20 protein-coding genes and 1 tRNA gene are annotated in these 17030 nt (G+C 66.3%); 14 read left to right on the top strand and 7 right to left on the bottom strand.

From position 1 onward, the window contains the following. The first annotated feature begins 2 nt into the window (after nt 1–2). Genes VH567_RS03100 through VH567_RS03080 form a run of 5 tightly spaced genes read left to right on the top strand, consistent with a single transcriptional unit; the run spans nt 3 to nt 3703 of the window. Nucleotides 3–560: a YkgJ family cysteine cluster protein gene (locus VH567_RS03100; RefSeq protein WP_423323707.1), complete on the top strand. Its 558-nt coding sequence runs from the start codon at nt 3–5 to the stop codon at nt 558–560. Between the two features lie 59 nt (nt 561–619). Further along, a complete protein-coding gene (locus VH567_RS03095) occupies nt 620–1186 on the top strand; it encodes a CvpA family protein (RefSeq protein ID WP_423323077.1) in 567 nt (188 codons plus the stop codon). Beyond that, nucleotides 1183–1614, top strand: a complete 432-nt coding sequence (locus VH567_RS03090; RefSeq protein WP_423323075.1) for an iron-sulfur cluster assembly scaffold protein — start codon at nt 1183–1185, stop codon at nt 1612–1614. Before VH567_RS03095 ends, VH567_RS03090 begins: the two co-directional genes overlap by 4 nt. Then, nucleotides 1614–3377 (top strand): cation:proton antiporter, encoded by a 1764-nt coding sequence (locus VH567_RS03085; RefSeq protein WP_423323073.1) that lies wholly within the window; start codon nt 1614–1616, stop codon nt 3375–3377. Before VH567_RS03090 ends, VH567_RS03085 begins: the two co-directional genes overlap by 1 nt. After that, a complete protein-coding gene (locus VH567_RS03080) occupies nt 3374–3703 on the top strand; it encodes a DUF423 domain-containing protein (RefSeq protein ID WP_423323071.1) in 330 nt (109 codons plus the stop codon). Before VH567_RS03085 ends, VH567_RS03080 begins: the two co-directional genes overlap by 4 nt. Before the next feature lie 84 nt (nt 3704–3787). On the opposite strand, the gene VH567_RS03075 is transcribed toward VH567_RS03080, so the two are convergent. Genes VH567_RS03075 through VH567_RS03065 form a run of 3 tightly spaced genes read right to left on the bottom strand, consistent with a single transcriptional unit; the run spans nt 3788 to nt 5576 of the window. Beyond that, complete coding sequence (locus VH567_RS03075; RefSeq protein WP_082444318.1) at nt 3788–3928, bottom strand: DUF2256 domain-containing protein; 141 nt, start codon at nt 3926–3928, stop codon at nt 3788–3790. Beyond that, on the bottom strand, nt 3928–5028 hold the full coding sequence (gene aroB / locus VH567_RS03070; protein WP_423323069.1) for a 3-dehydroquinate synthase: 1101 nt from the start codon (nt 5026–5028) through the stop codon (nt 3928–3930). Before aroB ends, VH567_RS03075 begins: the two co-directional genes overlap by 1 nt. Further along, nucleotides 5025–5576: a shikimate kinase gene (locus VH567_RS03065; protein ID WP_423323067.1), complete on the bottom strand. Its 552-nt coding sequence runs from the start codon at nt 5574–5576 to the stop codon at nt 5025–5027. Before VH567_RS03065 ends, aroB begins: the two co-directional genes overlap by 4 nt. Before the next feature lie 93 nt (nt 5577–5669). On the opposite strand from VH567_RS03065, the gene VH567_RS03060 reads away from it, so the two are divergent. From VH567_RS03060 to VH567_RS03045, 4 genes are read left to right on the top strand one after another with little or no spacing between them, the layout of a single operon-like run. Next, entirely contained in the window at nt 5670–5804 is a 135-nt protein-coding gene (locus VH567_RS03060; RefSeq protein ID WP_267904487.1) for a hypothetical protein, read from the top strand. A 37-nt stretch (nt 5805–5841) separates the two neighbouring features. After that, nucleotides 5842–7623, top strand: coding sequence for a hypothetical protein (locus VH567_RS03055; protein ID WP_423323065.1), 1782 nt, complete (start codon nt 5842–5844; stop codon nt 7621–7623). 22 nt (nt 7624–7645) lie between these two features. Then, complete coding sequence (locus VH567_RS03050) at nt 7646–8545, top strand: tyrosine-type recombinase/integrase (protein ID WP_423323063.1); 900 nt, start codon at nt 7646–7648, stop codon at nt 8543–8545. A 31-nt stretch (nt 8546–8576) separates the two neighbouring features. Continuing rightward, nucleotides 8577–9524, top strand: coding sequence for an acetyl-CoA carboxylase carboxyltransferase subunit alpha (locus tag VH567_RS03045; protein WP_423323061.1), 948 nt, complete (start codon nt 8577–8579; stop codon nt 9522–9524). A gap of 111 nt (nt 9525–9635) precedes the next feature. Here VH567_RS03045 and VH567_RS03040 read toward each other — a convergent pair whose 3' ends face one another. Further along, nucleotides 9636–9800, bottom strand: a complete 165-nt coding sequence (locus VH567_RS03040; protein ID WP_423323059.1) for a Flp family type IVb pilin — start codon at nt 9798–9800, stop codon at nt 9636–9638. Nucleotides 9801–9968: 168 nt separating this feature from the next. Further along, nucleotides 9969–10172: a Flp family type IVb pilin gene (locus tag VH567_RS03035; protein ID WP_423323057.1), complete on the bottom strand. Its 204-nt coding sequence runs from the start codon at nt 10170–10172 to the stop codon at nt 9969–9971. Nucleotides 10173–10202: 30 nt separating this feature from the next. Between VH567_RS03035 and VH567_RS03030 the strand changes: the two genes are divergently transcribed. Next, nucleotides 10203–10631, top strand: a complete 429-nt coding sequence (locus tag VH567_RS03030) for a (deoxy)nucleoside triphosphate pyrophosphohydrolase (RefSeq protein ID WP_423323055.1) — start codon at nt 10203–10205, stop codon at nt 10629–10631. Between the two features lie 573 nt (nt 10632–11204). Here the strand turns inward: VH567_RS03030 and VH567_RS03025 are convergent. Then, nucleotides 11205–11462: a hypothetical protein gene (locus VH567_RS03025; RefSeq protein WP_423323054.1), complete on the bottom strand. Its 258-nt coding sequence runs from the start codon at nt 11460–11462 to the stop codon at nt 11205–11207. Between the two features lie 243 nt (nt 11463–11705). Next, nucleotides 11706–11779 (bottom strand) — tRNA-Cys (locus VH567_RS03020). Nucleotides 11780–12409: 630 nt separating this feature from the next. Here VH567_RS03020 and VH567_RS03015 point away from each other — a divergent pair. The 4 genes from VH567_RS03015 to VH567_RS03000 all read left to right on the top strand — a co-directional run bounded on the left by VH567_RS03015 (nt 12410) and on the right by VH567_RS03000 (nt 16992). Then, complete coding sequence (locus VH567_RS03015; RefSeq protein WP_423323052.1) at nt 12410–13099, top strand: protein-L-isoaspartate O-methyltransferase family protein; 690 nt, start codon at nt 12410–12412, stop codon at nt 13097–13099. Nucleotides 13100–13107: 8 nt separating this feature from the next. Then, on the top strand, nt 13108–14637 hold the full coding sequence (locus VH567_RS03010; RefSeq protein ID WP_423323050.1) for a TolC family outer membrane protein: 1530 nt from the start codon (nt 13108–13110) through the stop codon (nt 14635–14637). 36 nt (nt 14638–14673) lie between these two features. Further along, complete coding sequence (locus VH567_RS03005; RefSeq protein ID WP_423323705.1) at nt 14674–15225, top strand: DUF2497 domain-containing protein; 552 nt, start codon at nt 14674–14676, stop codon at nt 15223–15225. Nucleotides 15226–15384: 159 nt separating this feature from the next. Continuing rightward, nucleotides 15385–16992, top strand: coding sequence for a histidine kinase famiy protein (locus VH567_RS03000; RefSeq protein WP_423323048.1), 1608 nt, complete (start codon nt 15385–15387; stop codon nt 16990–16992). Nucleotides 16993–17030: the final 38 nt, after the last annotated feature.

Raw genomic sequence — 17030 nt, 5'->3', positions numbered from 1 at the left:
AGGTGCAGCCCCAGGCCGATCTGGAAACCGCGCTGCTAGGACCGCTCCTGCCCGGTCGAGAGTGCGGTGATTGCACCGCGTGCTGCACAGAACTGACGGTCAATACGCCCGAGTTCGCCAAGCCCGCGGGCACGCCGTGCATCCACCTTTGCGAACAGGGATGCGGTATCCATGCCGTCCGCCCGCGCATCTGCCGGACATGGTTCTGCGTATGGCGAAGGGTCGCCAGCCTTCCCGACGATGCGCGGCCCGACCGGTCCGGGCTGCTCGTCTCGCTCAATTTCGTCACCGAACCGCAGAACTGCCTGGAAGGCGTCTCGATCAATGTCCGGGTGCTCGCTGGCGACGCGATCGCGAATGGCATGGCGGCGACCGTCTTGGACAGCGTGTGCGACCAATTGGTCCCCGTCTGGTTCAGCGACGGGTCCAAGAAAATGCTGATGCATCCTGATAACGACGTCGCTCGCTTCGTTCTCACAGGAAGCCCCGCGCCTGCCAATCTGCAGGACGAAGTCGCCGCCTGGCGCGAACGCTACGGTGTTTTCGGGCTGAGCCGCTAGGACGTGTTGGTCGCAGCGTGCACTAGCGGTTCGCCGCCCGCGTCCCTATTCCAGAGCGCATGAACCTCACTGCCCTAGACATCGTCGTCCTGATCGCCGTCGCCGGGTCCGCGGTGCTGGGGCTGGTCCGCGGGTTCGTGACCGAAGTGCTGTCGATGTTCGCCTGGGTCGCGATGGTGGCGATGCTAAAGCTGTTCCACATCCCGCTCGCTGCCGCGCTGTCACCGGTGGTCGGCACCGTCGGCGGCGCGGCGGTGCTCGCGTTCGCGATCATCACAGGCGTCACCTATATCGGCGGGCGGCTGGTCGCCAACGCGATCGGCGCACGCACGCGGACGTCGATCCTCGGCCCGGTCGACCGCGCGCTCGGGTTCGGGTTCGGCGCGCTGAAGGGCCTGATTCTCGCCAGCCTCGTGTTCCTGCTCGCGACGCTCGTCATCGACACGATGGGCGGCGGCCCCTCGCGCCGGCCCGGCTGGATGACGACCTCGCGCACCTACCCGCTGCTCAACGCCACCAGCGCCAGCATCGCCGATTTCGTCGACCGCCGCCGGCGCGGCAAACCCGTCTTCGGTGCCACCACCCCGCCTCCCCGATCCGATAACGCAAGCGAGCCGAAGCCATGAGCGCGCCCCTCTACAATGCCGAGATCCTGCGCCTCGCGGCGACGATCCCGCACCACGAACGCCTTCCTGAGCCGATGGCCACTGCGGAGAAACGTTCGCAGATCTGCGGCAGCCGGGTGACGATCGACGTCGCGGTCGACGGTGAAGGCAAAGTCAGCGAGGTCGGGCTGCTGGTCCGTGCCTGCGCATTGGGGCAGGCGTCCTCGTCGTTGCTCGCCGCCAATATCCTTGGCCGCACGCCCGCCGAACTCGCTGCGACGCGCGATGCACTGACGGCATGGCTTGCGCGCGAGGGCGATGCGCCCGATTGGCCGGGTATGGACATCTTTACCCCTGCGCTCGACTACACCGCGCGTCACCCCTCGATCCGGCTCGCGTTCGAAGCCGCGGCCGAGGCTGCCGACACCGCTGCAAAGGCGAAGGTCTGATGGCGGAGGGGACGGCCCCGTCGCTGCTCCGCGACGGCGTCGTATTGCTCGGGTTCGGGCTCATGTTCGTGCTGCTGTTCCGCCGACTCGGGCTTGGTGCGACGCTGGGCTATCTGGTCGCAGGCGCGGTCGTCGGGCCGCATGTGCTGGGCCTCGTCGGCGATGCGGAGTCGAAGCTCGGGTTCGCCGAACTCGGGATCACGCTGCTGCTGTTCATCGTCGGGCTCGAACTCAATCCGTCGCGGTTGTGGCGGATGAAGCACGAAATCTTCGGGCTCGGCCTCTTGCAGGTCGCGATCTGCGGGCTGGCGATTACCGCGATCGTCTGGGTCGGGGCGAAGTTCTCGCTCCCCGCCGCACTCGCGCTCGGGCTCCCGCTCGCGCTGTCGTCGACCGCGCAGGTGCTGCCGATGCTGCGCTCGTCGGGGCGGATGCGGACGCCGTTCGGGGAACGTGCCTTCTCGATCCTGCTGTTCCAGGACCTCTCGATCGTGCCCTTGATCACGATCGTAGCCGCGATGAGCCGCAACCCCGCCGATGCCAACGCCCCTCCGGGTTGGCTGCTCGCGGTCTACACCGTGCTCGCGGTCGTCGGCCTCGTCATCGCCGGACGCTTCCTCCTACGCCCGTTCTTCCGGCTGATCGGCAATCTCGGCGAGCGTGAGATGTTCGTCTTCGCGGGGCTCTTCACGGTCATAGCCAGCGCGGCGATCATGGAATGGCTCGGGCTGTCGACCGCGCTCGGGGCGTTCATCGCCGGCGTGATGCTGGCGGACAGCCCGTATCGGCATGAGCTCGAGGCCGATGTCGAGCCGTTCCGCTCGATCCTGCTCGGGCTTTTCTTCCTCGCGGTAGGCATGGTGCTCGATCTGAACGCCATCGCCGAGCGGCCCGTGTTCGTCGTGGCGATGGCGGCCGCGCTGATCCTGACCAAGACCAGCGTTATCATGCTGATCGGCATGGCGTTCAAGATGACCTGGCGGCAGGCGTTCGCGCTCGGCCTGCTGCTGAGCCAGGGCGGCGAGTTCGGCTTCGTCCTGTTCGCGCAGGCGCAGGCGGGGCTGCTGATCGAACCGCAGGCGGCCAGCCTGTTCGGCGCGATCATCACGTTGTCGATGGCGACCACGCCGTTCCTGATGGGGATCACCAAGCGCTTCCGCACCGAGCCGATCGCCAAGGACCAGGAGCGCGACGGGCCCAAGGTCGACGGCGCCAATGCGATCATCGTCGGTTACGGGCGGTTCGGCCAGACGGTCGGCCAGATGCTCCTCGCGCAGGACATCCCGGTGACGCTGATCGACACCGATATCGAGATGATCGACATCGCCGGCGAGTTTGGCGCGAAGGTCTATTACGGCGACGGCACGCGACTCGACCTGCTGCGGCAGGCGGGCGCGGCGGAGGCGGAGATCATCTGCTTCTGCATGGACGGCGACCAGCTCGATCCGGACACGATCGAGGGTGTCCACGAGGCGTTTCCGAAAGCGGCGATCTACGTCCGCGCGTTCGACCGCCGTGCGCTGGTGAAGTTGAAGAATACGTCGGCGACGGCGGTGGTGCGCGAAGTGCTCGAATCGGCGGTGAAGATGGCGCGGCTGGCGCTACGCGGGCTCGACGTGTCGCCGACCGATATCGACCGCGCGGAGGAGGTGTACCGGTCGCGCGACAAGGAGCGGTTGCAGCTCCAGATCGATTCGGGCGACATGCGCGCGGCGCGGGCCGAGACCGCCAAGCGCTTTCCCTGGGGGAATGATACGCAATGATCATCGCCATTCTTGCAGCCTTGTCGGGCGCGATCGCGGTCGCGGCGGGGGCGATGGGTTCGCATTGGGCGGGCGATACCGCGCGTGAGTTGTTGAAGACCGGCAGCCATTATCAACTGGTCCACGCGGTCGCCGCGTTGGTCGCCCTTAAAATGGAGGCGCGGGGCCCGGCCAAGCTGTTTGTTATCGGTGGCCTGCTCTTCGCCGGATCGCTGTACGGGCTGGCGGCCGGCGGAGGCCGATGGCTCGGCCCGATCACGCCGATCGGTGGCGCTTTGCTGATCGGTGGGTGGCTGTGGCTGGCCTGGAGTGCAGCGCGGGCCTGACCTCCTTGTTCACCCGCGAAGGCGGGTGCCCAGTCTGGGCACCCGCCTTCGCGGGTGAACAATCTTCCTGCTGGTTCTAGAGCGCTACCGCTTCTTCCGGCACGCGTCGGAGCAGTAGATTACGCTGTCCCAATCCCGCGCCCACTTCTTCCGCCACGTGAACGGCCGCTCGCACGCGGGACACACCTTCGTCGGCAGGTTCTGCTTGGCGACACCGTTGGGCATCAGCGGGGCTGCGCGTCGAGGAACGCCTCGACGTCCGCCAGATCGACGGTCTTGTCGAGATACGTCTGCCCGATCCCACGCGCGAGCAGGAACGGCAGCGTCCCCGCCGCCATCTTCTTGTCGTGCCGCATATGATCCACGAGCCGCGCGCCGCTTGCGCTTACACCTGCAGCGGCCAGACCGTCTGGTAGCCCCGCGTCACGCCAATGCGACGCAACCCGCTGCGCGTCCTGACCCGAACATATTCCTTGCGACGCCGAGAACCCAAACGCCAGCGAACATCCCGCGGCGACACCTTCGCCGTGAATCAACGCCTGCGAAAAGCCGGTTTCCGCCTCCAGCGCATGACCGAACGTATGGCCAAGGTTGAGCAGAGCGCGCGTTCCATTGGTCTCATGCTCGTCCGCCGCGACGATCCGGGCCTTCGCCGAAACGCTGTGCGCGATGGCATACTCCCGCAATGCCAGATCGCCCGCGAGCAACGCGGCACCCTGCGCCTCGCACCATTCGAAGAACGCGAAGTCGTCGATCAGCCCGTATTTCACCACCTCGGCATAGCCCGCGCGCAGTTCGCGGATCGGCAGCGTGTCGAGCACCTGCGGATCGATCAGCACCATCGCCGGCTGATGAAACGCACCGATCAAATTCTTGCCGGCCTTGGTGTTGATCGCCGTCTTCCCGCCGACCGAACTGTCGACCTGCGCGAGCAAACTCGTCGGGATCTGGACGAAGTTGCACCCGCGCTTCAGGATCGAGCAGGCGAACCCGACCAAGTCGCCGATCACGCCGCCACCCAGCGCCACGACATGATCGCCGCGCTCGACGCCGAGTTCGAGCAGCCGGTCGCAGAGCATCTCCAGCGTCGCCCAACTCTTGCTGCCTTCGCCGGGCGCGAGGACGATCGCCTCGGACGCAATCCCCGCCGCGGTCAGCGATGCCTGCAGCGTCGCAAGGTGTACCGCCAGATTGTCATCGGTGACGATCGCCACGCGGCGTTTGCCGGCAAGCGGTGCAAGATACTCGCCCGCCCGCGCAAGAATCCCCGCCTCGATATGGATCGGATAGGTCCGCGCACCCAGTTCGACGGTAACGGTCTTCATCGGCCAAGCGCCCTCAGGATTGCGGCGACGGTCGCTTCGTGCGGCGTCTTGTTGCTGACAATATGGATGTGCGCCTGCGCGTAGATCGGGTTACGCACGCGCGCCAGTTCGGCGAGCACTTTGCCCGCATCGCGGTTGCGCAGCAGCGGACGGCTGTCGCGGCGCCCTACACGCTCGACCAGAATGTCGGGATGCGCGCTGAGCCACACGGACACCGCATCGCGCAGGATCAGCGCCCGCGTGTCGTCGTTGATGAACGCGCCGCCGCCGGTCGCGATCACTTTCGGCGTGCCGTCGATGAGCCGCGCGATCACGCGGCGTTCGCCATCACGAAAATACGCCTCGCCGTATTTGGCGAAGATTTCGGTGACGGTCATGCCCGACGCCGCCTCGATCTCGTGATCGGCATCGACGAACGGCAGGTTCATGCGCAGCGCAAGCCGGCGGCCGACCGTGGTCTTGCCGACACCCATCAGCCCGACGAGCACGATCGGCCGATCGATCGGGGCAGGGGCGGGGCCGCCTGAAGGGTTGTGGCTTTGCAACATCGTGAGGGGCGCTATACAGCGGCACCGCGCGAGGGCAAAAGCTCTTGCCGCCTGTTTTGTCCGCTTCCCCGTCCACTTCAAGGTTACGCCGCCATGTCCCGTTTCATCGTCTCGGTCGTCGTCGTTCTTGTCGTGGTGGTCGGCGGCCTGTTCCTGCTGGCAGGGCGCGCGACCGAGCGTCCGCAGAGCCGCGTCGAAAAGGCCGTGACGCTTGCGAACCTCTCTTAAGGCCACGTTGACGGCGGCCGTCGCCGTCGGAGCCTTGGTGGCGCTTGCCCCGGCGATCGGGCAGGACCGTCCCGAATCGATCCTGCCGCCGGGGTTCGGCGAGCCGACGCCCGCGCCACGTCCGGCTCCTCCGGCGGGCACGCAACCCGCGCGTCCGGCAACGCCAGGCACGTCGCAACCGCAGCCGCCGACGCCGGGACAACCGCTGCCGCCGAGTGCGATGATCCAGCCGCTGCCGGCGACCACGCCCGAAACCGCGTTGCCGGTGCCCGCCGTGACGCCCGCGCCGGTCGATCCGACGGTGCTCGCCCGCTACGAGATGCCCGAATCCGCGCGTCGGTCGCTCGCGACGGTCGGTCCCGTGACGGCGAGCCAGGGCGGGCTGGAGACGGATGCGTTCGGCGATGTCGATGGCCAATATGTCGAGACGTTGATGCGGCGGCTGACTGCGCCGCTGCCGTCGCGCTGGATGTCGATCCTGTTGCGGCGGGCGCTGGTATCGCGCGTCGATACGCCGAGCCGCACCAACGGCGCGGACTTCGCGGCCGAGCGTGCGTGGCTGTTGCTGCGAATGGGGGAATCGTTCGCGGCGCGGGCGGTGACGCAGGGCGTCGATACCGATAATTACACGCCGAAGCTGTATCAGGTCGCGATGAACGCCTCGCTGGCGACGGGCGATCCGGCAGGGTTCTGCCCGGTCGTTCCCGGCGCGATGCGTTATGCGCCGGCGCGCGGCTGGACGATGGCGCAGGCGATGTGCGCCGGCCTGTCGGGCAATCCGGCGCAGGCGACCCCGCTGATCGCGACCGCCAAGCGCCGCAATCTTGCCAGCGGCGTCGACATGCTGCTTGCGCAGAAGGTGGTCGGCGCAGGGGCGCAGGGGCGTCAGGCCGTGACCATCGAATGGGACGGCGTCGACCAGTTGACCGCGTGGCGGTTCGGGCTGGCGATGGCGACCGGCGTCGCAATCCCCGACGAACTCTATGCGACCGCGGGCCCCCAGGTCCGCTATTGGCAGGCCTTGTCGCCGTCGGTCCCGCTCGGGGCCCGGCTGGCGCCTGCGGAATCCGCGGCGGGGCAGGGCGTGCTCTCCAGCGCAGCGCTGGTCGATCTGTACGCCGCCGCCGCGAACGACGACGACACGCAGAGCGCGGCAAGCGCGACCGCCAACGATCTTCAGACCGCCTATGCCGATCCCAATGTCGGCAACCGGCTCACCGCGCTGCGCCAGCTATGGGGCGGCACGGAGGGGCAGCCCGCCTACGCACGGCTGGTGCTGACCGCGCGGGCTGCGGCGCGGATGAACCCTGCGCTGGGCAAGGACGATGCCGACCGGCTGGTCGCCGCGATGCTGTCCGCGGGCATGGACCGGACCGCGGCGCGCTGGCTGGGCGCCGTGCCGGCCGGCAGCGACGCGTGGGCGATGATCGTGCTGAGCGATCCCGATGCCTATCGCCGGCTGACCTACGCCGATCTCGCATCCTATTCGGGGGGCGAGGGCGATTCGGCGTTGAAGCAGCGCATGCTGTTCGCCGGGCTCGCCGGGCTGGGGCGCCTCAACCAGGGCGATATCGAGCGCGCGGCGGAGACGCTCAACGTGCGGATCGGTGCGGAGAACGCCTGGACCCGCGCGCTCGATCGGGCGGCGCGGGCGGGGCAGTCGGGCACGGTCGTGGTGCTCGCCGCGATCGGCATGCAAGCGCCCGGCTGGAAGGGCATTCCACCCGAAGCGCTGTACCGGATCGTCGGCGCGCTGCGCGCCGTAGGGCTCGATGGCGAGGCGCGGATGATCGCGGCCGAGGCGATCGCGAGAGCGTGAACACGCCGCGGAAGGCACGGGTGTGAGCCACGCCGAGGACCGCGCGCTGATCGACCGTTTCCTCGAGATGATGACGGCGGAGGCCGGGGCCGCGCCGAACACCGTTGCCGCCTATCGCAGCGACCTGACGCTTGCCTCGCAGGCGCTCGAGGGTCGCCTAGTGGACGCGAATGCGGACGCGCTTGCGATCCTTGCGGGCGGCTGGTCGACGCTGTCCCGCTCGACGGTCGGGCGAAAGTCGGCGTCGCTCCGGCGTTTTTATGCGTTTCTCGCCGACGAAGGCCACCGTGCCGACGATCCGGGCAAGGCGCTGCCCCGCCCCGGAACGACCCGTCCGTTGCCGAAAATACTGAGCCATGCCGACATCGATCGGCTCTTCGCCGCAATCGCCGAACGCGCCGCGCGCGATCCGCTCGATCCCAACGACCTGCGCCTGTCCGCGCTGTTCGAGCTTCTCTACGGCTCGGGCCTGCGCGCGACCGAACTCGTCAGCCTGCCGCGGGGCGCCGTCCATCCCGATCGCCCGTTCCTGATCGTGCGCGGCAAGGGCGGGCGTGAGCGGCTCGTGCCCATTTCTGACCGTGCGCGCGCCGCGGTGGCGCTCTGGCGCACTTATGTCGCGACCGACCGCTTGTGGCTGTTCCCCTCGGGCAAGGGCCATCTCTCGCGCATCCGCCTGTACCAGCTCGTCAAGACGCTCGCCGCCGAGGCTGGCATCCCGCCCGATCGCGTCAGTCCCCACGTCCTGCGTCATGCCTTTGCGACGCACCTGTTGGCGGGGGGCGCCGATCTGCGCGCGCTGCAATCGATGCTCGGCCACGCCGATATCGCCACCACGGAGATCTACACGCACGTCGATTCGAGCCGGCTGGTCGAACTGGTCAACACGCGTCACCCGCTGGCAGACCTGCCACCTCGTTGACGCGGACGCGCCCGCACCGTAACCGCCGCCTATGCCAAGCTTCCTCGACTTAGAGAAACCGATCGCCGAACTCCAGGGCCGGATCGACGAACTCCGCGACACCGCCGCCGAAGGTGGCGTCGACCTCGCCGCCGACATCGCCCGCCTGCAGGCGAAGTCCGACAAGCTGCTGAAGGACACCTTCGCCCGGCTGACCCCGTGGCAGAAGACGCAGGTCGCGCGCCATCCGGAGCGCCCGCACTTCAAGGATTACGTCGCCGCGCTGTTCGACGAGTTCGTGCCGCTGGCGGGCGACCGCGCATTCGGCGACGATCAGGCGATCATCGGCGGCTTCGCGACTTTCCGTGGGCGGAAAATCATGGTGCTCGGCCACGAGAAGGGCGACGACACCGCCAGCCGTCTCCGCCACAATTTCGGCATGGGCAAGCCCGAGGGCTATCGCAAGGCCATCCGCCTGGTCGAACTGGCCAACCGATTCGGCCTGCCTATCCTCACGTTGGTCGATACATCCGGCGCATTCCCCGGCATCCAAGCCGAAGAGCGCGGCCAGGCCGAGGCGATCGCCCGCTCGACCGAAGCCTGCCTCAACGCCGGCGTTCCGATCGTCGCGGCGATCGTAGGTGAGGGCGGTTCGGGCGGCGCGGTCGCGCTTGCGGCCGGCAACCGCGTGCTGATGTTCGAACACGCGGTCTATTCGGTGATCAGCCCCGAAGGCTGCGCCTCGATCCTGTGGCGCACCGCCGACAAGGCGCCCGAGGCCGCCGAGGCGATGCGCATCACCGCACAGGACCTGAAGGCGTTCGGCGTCATCGACGACATCGTCACCGAGCCGCTAGGCGGGGCGCACCGCGACCGCGCGACCGCGATCGAGTCGCTGGGTAATGCGCTGTCGTCCGCGCTCGCCGACCTCGTGTCGCTCGCACCCGCCGACCTGCGCAAGGATCGCCAGGCCAAGTTCTTGAAGATGGGCCGCCTCTGAGCGTTGTGGCGGTGCGACAAAAAGTGGCGATGGGAAAAGATGGCCAATAAAAAGGGCGGCTGAACCGAAGTCCAGCCGCCCTGATCTGCCGCGATGTTAGTCGCGGTACGCTTACTTGTTGAGCTGGGTCGCAACGTTGTTGAACGTCTTGTTCAGGCTGTTGCCCAGGCCCTGCATCGCAGCGATGGCGGCAACGGCGATCAGCGCGGCGATCAGGCCGTACTCGATTGCGGTCGCGCCCTTGTTGTTCTTGAGAAACTTGCGAATCGTCTTCATTCCGGTCTCCATGGTTCGATTGCTTCAGTGTCACCCGGCTGGACCGGACGGACCGGATCAGCAGTCCGAGCGATACGAGAGGTGAGTTGAGAAAGGCTTAAGGCGGGCGTCGATTGTTCGGCCCTAATCCGACCGGCAGCGATCGTGCGCGGACTCGGAGACGCAGCCTTAGCGAGCCTCGGCGACCTTGGTCTCGACGTGGCCCCACATCGCAGTCGTCGAATCGGCAAGCGCGACGAGCCCGACGACCAGCGTGATAACGACGAGCGCGAGGATCAGGCCGTATTCTATCGCCGTCGCGCCGCGCGGTTCCCGCCATGCTTTCGCTAGCGTGCGCAGGACGATGGTCTTTAAGGGAAGTTTAGGCCGCATGGGCCAACCTTACCTACGGGGCATTAAAGAATGACCAACGATCGACTCGTTCCGGCCCCATCGCTGTTGCTGCCGGTCGTGGCGGCCGCGCTGGTCGACGTGGAGGGGCGTGTGCTGCTCCAACAGCGGCCGGAGGGAAAGTCGCTCGCCGGCTTGTGGGAGTTTCCCGGCGGCAAGGTCGAGGTGGGCGAGACACCCGAGACGGCATTGATCCGCGAACTGGAGGAGGAACTGGCGATCGCGGTGCCGTATGCCTGCCTTGCGCCCGCCGCGTTTGCGAGCGCGCCGCTGGGCGACCGTCACCTGCTGCTGCTGCTGTACGTGACGCGCAAGTGGAGCGGTGTGCCTCGCGCGATCGAGGCGACCGCACTGCGCTGGGTCCGCCCTGTCGACATGCATGCGCTCCCCATGCCGCCCGCCGATCGACCGCTGATCGGCCTGCTCGATGCCTTGATCTGACGACCCCAATGCACGCCGCTGGCCGCTATCGCCAGCGCGGGAATATGATCCAAGAGATCTGGGCATGCATCCGTTCGCCGTCTGGCGGGTTGATACGCGGTATGTCGGCTCGCCACCAAATCTGGCTCGTCACCACGGCGGGTCGGCATACTTCATGTTCAAAATTTCACTTGATACTGCTGGAGCGCTAGCGCAGTGTTTGCGGGCCTACCGCGCGCCCCCAAGACCGCGCGGAGGTGTCAGGACTGCGGCTCGCGCGCGTTATTCCCTTTTCTCGAGCGAGCCGTTTCCCCGAATCTTAGCGAGTTGGCCCGCGGCGTATCCTCCGGAGGAGGCCTGTCGCGTCGGGCACCGTGCGTTGAGCGATGGCGCTCAGTCAGCGCGGCATCCGCCATAAAGACGGGATGCTACCCGGGAACTGGCGCCTGCCCGATCGTCGAAGGGAAGGAGCGGTCCGCGCAGGTGGTTGTCGGAATGGAAAATCGATAGTCCCGATCGAAGCGGTGACACCGATATCGTGGCAATTCGTCAGCCAGCCGAAAAATGGGCCGGATCTACCGGCCCATTTCGCGATTAGTTGCTGTCGGAGTTGTCGTCTTCGTGATCGACGATGAGATACGTCACGCCTGCCAGGATACCTACACCGATAAGAAGCGGGGCGATGCTCACGCCGGCCAACTTGCTCGACTTCTTGGTCGCCGTACCGGCGCGAACCGACGACGCTACCGAAAGCGACTGCGCGGCGTTCGGCGTGGCGGGGGCTGCGCTTGCTGCAACTGGCAGAGCGGTCATCGCAAGCGCGGACGCGCCAAGAATCCAGGTCTTAATCATAGGTCACTCTTTCAAAAAATTCAGCCAGTTCGGCCGTCTAATGCAAACGCGTCCGGCAAACGGGTGTTCCTGAAGGCGCGGAATTTAACTTAGGATAGTGCGCCGACGAGATTTGCGTTCCAAGCTCACGCTGGTCGGCCTGCAAGTCCGCAAGCGCCGGAGCCGCCTCGTTTGCCGGCCGGTATTAGTCGATCGGGGTGGCTTCACACAAATATCTGCTATCCTTCGACATAGCGTCGAAGGTGGAGGCCCGACCGGGAATCGAACCCGGGTGCGAGGATTTGCAGTCCTCTACGTCACCACTCCGCCATCGGGCCCCGATTGCGTGAAGGCGGCGCAAATGCTTCGTTTTCGCGGTCGGGTCAACCGGGAGTTTGCCCGGCCGGGGCAAATATTCTGGATCGATGCCTCTGAGCCGGTCCTAACCCCAACCAATGCCGAGAAATGCCGCCCCGGAGCAGGGGTATACGAGGCGATACGGCATTTTACGGGACGGCGGCCACTTTGCTCGCTATACAAGCCCCAGAGGTGTTGCCGTGGACTTCCGCATGCGCCCTCGACGTCCCGCCCGCGACATCTTCGGTGTCACACGGGCGGGCGGGGCGTCTACAGTCTTTCGTGCGGTATCCCGGCAGAGGGCCTCGTCCTCCTGAGACCGACTAGCACTGGCAGTCACATCGTGGGTCAGGCGACGACGACCGCGACACGCCCTTCTCATTCGTTACCCTCCATGCCGCCTCTTCGCGTCGGGGGTATAGGAGGCTACTGACACCCTTCGGGACCCGCCCCTGTTTCACCCTCTCGCACTTCGACATCCTCGCGTTCGTTCCGCTGCTGGCCGGATTTGGATCAAACGCGCGCTTGGCGTCGGGCGGGCGGCACGATATCACGGCGACACGACAACTAGTGTATTGCACAAGTAAAACAGCTGTGCGACAGGATGGGCCATGACGACGATCACCCTCGATACCGCCACCACCGGCACCCCCGCCTCGGCATTCGCCACCATGCGCCACGCGATGGTCGCCAGCCAGCTTCGCACCAATGCGGTCAACGACCAGCGTGTCGTCGCGGCGATGGCTTGCGTGCCCCGCGAAGAGTTTCTTCCCGTCGAGGTCCGCTCGATCGCCTATCGCGATACCGCGATACCACTGGGTGGCGGCCGCTATGCAAATCTGCCGATGGCGACTGGGCGGCTGCTCACCGAGGCCTATCTGACCGCCACTGACCGCGTTCTGCTGATCGGCGCGGCGACCGGATACACTGCGGCGGTGCTCGCGGAGATCGTCGGCTCGGTGGTCGCGGTCGAAAGCGATCCGGCGCTGCTGGCGACAGCGCGCACCGCGCTGGCCGGTGTCGCCAATGTCGCCCTGGTCGAGGGGCCGATGCAGGACGGTCATGCGGCGAGTGCGCCGTACGACGTACTGATCGTCGATGGCGCGATCGAATCGATACCGGATGCGCTCGTCGCGCAAATCAGCCCTGGAGGCCGTGTCGTCGCCGGAATCGCCGAGCGCGGGCTGACCCGGCTTGCCTCGGGACGGAAAACCGATGGCGGGTTCGCGCTGGCGGCGTTCGTCGACGTTGAATGCGTGGCGCTGCCAGGCTTCGACGCGCCCAAACCCTTCAAGTTCTGAGCCGAGCCATGCCGCGCACCGCTCGTTTCCATCCCCTGCTCCTGGGTGTTGCGCTGGTATGCATCACTGCACCAGTAAGTGCGGAGACGCTGCGTGAGGCACTGGTCAAGGCGTACACCACCAACCCGACCTTGACGGGGCAGCGCGCGACGTTGCGCGCCACCGACGAAAATGTCCCGATCGCGCGCGCTGCCGGACTGCCCTCGGCCAGTGCAACCGGCGACTATACCGAGTTCGTCGTTACGGCGGCGAACAGCTTCATCGCGCTGCCACGCCAAGCCGTCGCGCGTGCCAATGTGACGGTGCCGCTCTACCAGGGTGGGCAGGTCCGCAATTCGGTTGCCGCCGCCAAGACTCGGGTCGAGGCCGGGCGGGCGACGCTGCGCGGCACCGAGGCCGACCTGTTCACCAATGTCGTCGCCGCGTATATGGACGTGATCCGGGACGAGGCGATCGTCGGGCTCAACACGCAGAACGTCCGCGTGCTCGACGTCAATCTGCAGGCCAGCCGCGATCGCTTCCAGGTCGGCGACCTCACCCGCACCGACGTCGCGCAGTCCGAGGCGCGGCTTGCGCTTGCCCGCGCCCAGCTCCAGTCGGCGGAGGCGCAGCTGATTTCGAGCCGGGAAAATTATATCCGGTTCGTCGGCACGCCCGCCGGCACGCTCGATACCCCGCCGACGCTGCCGCATCTGCCCGACAGCCCGGCATCGGCGGTGACCGTCGCGATCGACAATAATCCGGTGCTGATCGCCGCCGCCAAGGAACGCGACGCGACCCGCTACGATGTCGGCGTCGCGCGCGCGAGCCGTTTGCCGCAGATCAGCGCGGTAGGTGGTGCAAGCTACACCAATTATCTTGGATCGATCTCGACTGCGGATGGCAGCGCCAGCACGGTTCCCAATGTAAACAAGGCGGTGCAGGCAGGCTTGTCGCTCACCTTGCCACTGTTCCAGGGTGGCCGTCCTGCCGCGCAGGTCCGCCAGGCCGAAGCGTTCCAGTCGCGCGCGATCGAAAACGTCACCGCAACCGAGCGTAACGTGATCGCGCAGGCCCGCTCCGCCTTTGCCGTCTGGCGCTCGTCGGAGCAGGTGATCCAGTCGTCCGAGACCGCGGTCAATGCGAACAAGCTCAGTCTGGAAGGCGTCCGTGCCGAAAACAGCGTCGGTACGCGAACGATCCTCGACATCCTCAACGCCGAGCAGGAATTGCTCAACAGCCAGGTGACGCTCGTCACTGCACGCCGCGATGCGTATGTCGCAGGCTTCGCGTTGCTGGCGGCGATGGGGCAGGCGGAGGCGCGCGATCTTGGGCTCGACGGCGGCGTGCTATACGATCCAGTCGCCAATTATCAGCGCGTGCATCACAAGATATGGGATTTCGGTGGAGATGGCGAGCCGGTACCGATCGCTACGCGTACCGCGCAATCCCCCGCTCAGGACGCGCACGTTCAGCCGCAACGCGATCCTTTGCTCGATACGCCAGTTGACAGGAACCCTGCCTTAACCACAGGTAGTGATGCGCCGAGCCGCCAATAGGGGCGTTGCGCGGCTACGGGGTTTGGGATGGTCCGGATGGGGGACGTGAACGGCGAGCCGTCGATGGAGGAAATCCTCTCGTCGATCAAACGCATCATCGCCGAAGAGGGGGATACGCCCGGTCGCGCTCGACGTCCGTCGCGGACGATGTCGGCGCCCGTCGATCTCGCCCCGCCGTATCTCGATGACGACATGGACGATGACGAGATCCTCGAACTGAGCGACCCGATGCCGATGGCCGACCGTACGCCCCGCACGCCGAAATCGCCGGTGCTGACCTCCGTTGATGCCGCACCCGAGCCCCGCCAGCTAGCGCCGAAGCCGCAGGCGCCGCCCGTTGCTGCGCCGACACAGCAGGCCGAGGCACCGATTGTGTCGCGGGAGACCGCCGCTGCAACGCGCGCGCCACTCGAAGCGTTGACGCGTATGATGGTAAAACCCGATGCAAGCAGCGATGGAACGCTCGAAGGTCTGGTCCGTGAGATGTTGCGGCCGATGCTGCGCGAATGGATCGACGCGAACCTGCCCGGCATGGTCGAGGACATGGTCTCGCGCGAGATCGCCAAGATCATGAACCAGCAGCCGTAACGGCGACGGGCGCTCCATAGACCTCGTTGACGCAAACCGACCGGTATTCCACCGATTCCACGATCTCCTTCGTTAACGGGGGAGGTTGGTTAAGTTTTGAATCCGCCGACGACCGACCCGGTACGGAACAACGCCGCCCGATGCAGGGTTTGGCTACCCATGTCCGATACCGAGACCATCACGCCCGCCGAGAAACCGGATCGTCCCGCGCCGCGCCGCGACGGCCGAAACGACATCTCGCCCGCAGAAACCGGCAGCGATATCTTCTTTGCCGCGGTGAAGACCACGCGTATGCCGATGGTCGTCACCGACCCACACCGCGAAGACAATCCGATTATCTTCTGCAACGAGGCGTTCTCGTTCATGAGTGGCTATTCGCAGGACGAGATTCTCGGTCGCAACTGCCGCTTCCTCCAGGGTCCCGAGACGGATCGCACCGCCGTCGCCGAAGTCCGCGCGGCGATCGAGAAGCGCGAGGAAGTCGCGGTCGAAATCCTTAATTACCGCAAGAACGGCTCGACCTTCTGGAACGCGCTGTTCGTCTCGCCCGTGTTCGGCGACGACGGTGTCCTCAAATATTTCTTCGCCAGCCAGCTCGATATCTCGCGCCGTCGCGAGGCCGAGGAGGCCTTGCACGAAGCCCAGAAGATGGAGGCGGTCGGCAAGCTCACCGGCGGCATCGCGCATGATTTCAACAACCTGCTGCAGGTCATCCAGGGCTATGCCGATATCCTCGACGCGCGGATCGACGCGAACGATCGCTCCGCCCGACGCGCGGTCGACGCGATCTCGACGTCCGCCTCGCGCGCTGCGACGCTGACGCAGCAATTGCTCGCCTTCGCGCGGAAACAGGAACTGCGCGATCGGTTGATGAATCTCAACCAGCTGATCGGCGATTTCCGCGCAATCCTTGAGCGGACCATCGGCAGCGGCATCACGCTGAAGCGCAATCTCGCCGCCGACCTGTGGAACTGCCGCGTCGATCCGGTCCAGGCCGAGATGGCGTTGCTCAACATCATTTCGAACGCCCGCGATGCCACCGGCGGCACGGGCAAGGTCACGATCGCCACGCGCAACGCCGTGCTGCCCGAGGATGCCAGCGTCGCAAAGCTCGAACCCGGCGAATATGTCGTCGTCAGCATCTGCGACGACGGTCCCGGCATCGACCTCGCAACCGCCGACAAGCTGTTCGAGCCGTTTTACACCACCAAGGAAATGGGCAAGGGCGCCGGGCTCGGGCTGGCAATGGTCTACGGCTTCATGCGTCAATCGGGTGGCCTCGCCACCGTCCGCAACGGCGAAACCGGTGGCGCGGAATTTTCACTGTATTTTCCGCGCGCGAGTGGCGCGGTCGAACGCAAGCCTTCGGCACCGGTCGCGCCGCGCTCCGGTGGGGCCGAGCGGGTGTTGATGGTCGAGGATCAGGCGGAAGTTGGCGAACTCGGGCGCACGATCCTGGAGGATCTCGGTTACGAGGTCGTGCTGGTCAACAGCGCGCGCGGTGCGCTCGACACGCTGGCGCGCGATTCGGACTTCAAGCTGCTGTTCACCGACATCCTCATGCCCGGCGGGATGAACGGCGTCGCGCTCGCGCAGTCAGTGCGGCGCGATTATCCGCATACCGCGGTGCTGCTGACCACCGGGTTCGCCGACGAGGCGATCGACGAGGGCAGTCGGTCGTTCGAGCTGATCCGCAAGCCGTATCGGCGCAACGAGCTGAACGAGCGGATTCGGCAGGTGCTAGACAAACCTGGTGCGCGCACCTGACACTGGCCTAGCCGGGAGACGCTCGCTAAGGCTCGGCG

Source organism: Sphingomonas sp. 4RDLI-65 (genome assembly GCF_049472435.1).
In the GTDB taxonomy this organism is placed as follows: Bacteria; Pseudomonadota; Alphaproteobacteria; order Sphingomonadales; family Sphingomonadaceae; genus Sphingomonas.
The sequence above is the reverse complement of the archived record's forward strand: the minus strand, read 5'-3'. Positions and strand labels throughout refer to the sequence as shown.

Coding starts and splice junctions, on each gene's coding strand:
- VH567_RS03095 (WP_423323077.1), top strand. CDS start 620: ATGAACCTCACTGCCCTAGACATCGTCGTCCTGATCGCCGTCGCCGGG.
- VH567_RS03090 (WP_423323075.1), top strand. CDS start 1,183: ATGAGCGCGCCCCTCTACAATGCCGAGATCCTGCGCCTCGCGGCGACG.
- VH567_RS03085 (WP_423323073.1), top strand. CDS start 1,614: ATGGCGGAGGGGACGGCCCCGTCGCTGCTCCGCGACGGCGTCGTATTG.
- VH567_RS03080 (WP_423323071.1), top strand. CDS start 3,374: ATGATCATCGCCATTCTTGCAGCCTTGTCGGGCGCGATCGCGGTCGCG.
- VH567_RS03075 (WP_082444318.1), bottom strand. CDS start 3,928: ATGCCCAACGGTGTCGCCAAGCAGAACCTGCCGACGAAGGTGTGTCCC.
- aroB (WP_423323069.1), bottom strand. CDS start 5,028: ATGAAGACCGTTACCGTCGAACTGGGTGCGCGGACCTATCCGATCCAT.
- VH567_RS03065 (WP_423323067.1), bottom strand. CDS start 5,576: ATGTTGCAAAGCCACAACCCTTCAGGCGGCCCCGCCCCTGCCCCGATC.
- VH567_RS03060 (WP_267904487.1), top strand. CDS start 5,670: ATGTCCCGTTTCATCGTCTCGGTCGTCGTCGTTCTTGTCGTGGTGGTC.
- VH567_RS03045 (WP_423323061.1), top strand. CDS start 8,577: ATGCCAAGCTTCCTCGACTTAGAGAAACCGATCGCCGAACTCCAGGGC.
- VH567_RS03040 (WP_423323059.1), bottom strand. CDS start 9,800: ATGAAGACGATTCGCAAGTTTCTCAAGAACAACAAGGGCGCGACCGCA.
- VH567_RS03035 (WP_423323057.1), bottom strand. CDS start 10,172: ATGCGGCCTAAACTTCCCTTAAAGACCATCGTCCTGCGCACGCTAGCG.
- VH567_RS03030 (WP_423323055.1), top strand. CDS start 10,203: ATGACCAACGATCGACTCGTTCCGGCCCCATCGCTGTTGCTGCCGGTC.
- VH567_RS03025 (WP_423323054.1), bottom strand. CDS start 11,462: ATGATTAAGACCTGGATTCTTGGCGCGTCCGCGCTTGCGATGACCGCT.
- VH567_RS03015 (WP_423323052.1), top strand. CDS start 12,410: ATGACGACGATCACCCTCGATACCGCCACCACCGGCACCCCCGCCTCG.
- VH567_RS03010 (WP_423323050.1), top strand. CDS start 13,108: ATGCCGCGCACCGCTCGTTTCCATCCCCTGCTCCTGGGTGTTGCGCTG.
- VH567_RS03005 (WP_423323705.1), top strand. CDS start 14,674: ATGGGGGACGTGAACGGCGAGCCGTCGATGGAGGAAATCCTCTCGTCG.
- VH567_RS03000 (WP_423323048.1), top strand. CDS start 15,385: ATGTCCGATACCGAGACCATCACGCCCGCCGAGAAACCGGATCGTCCC.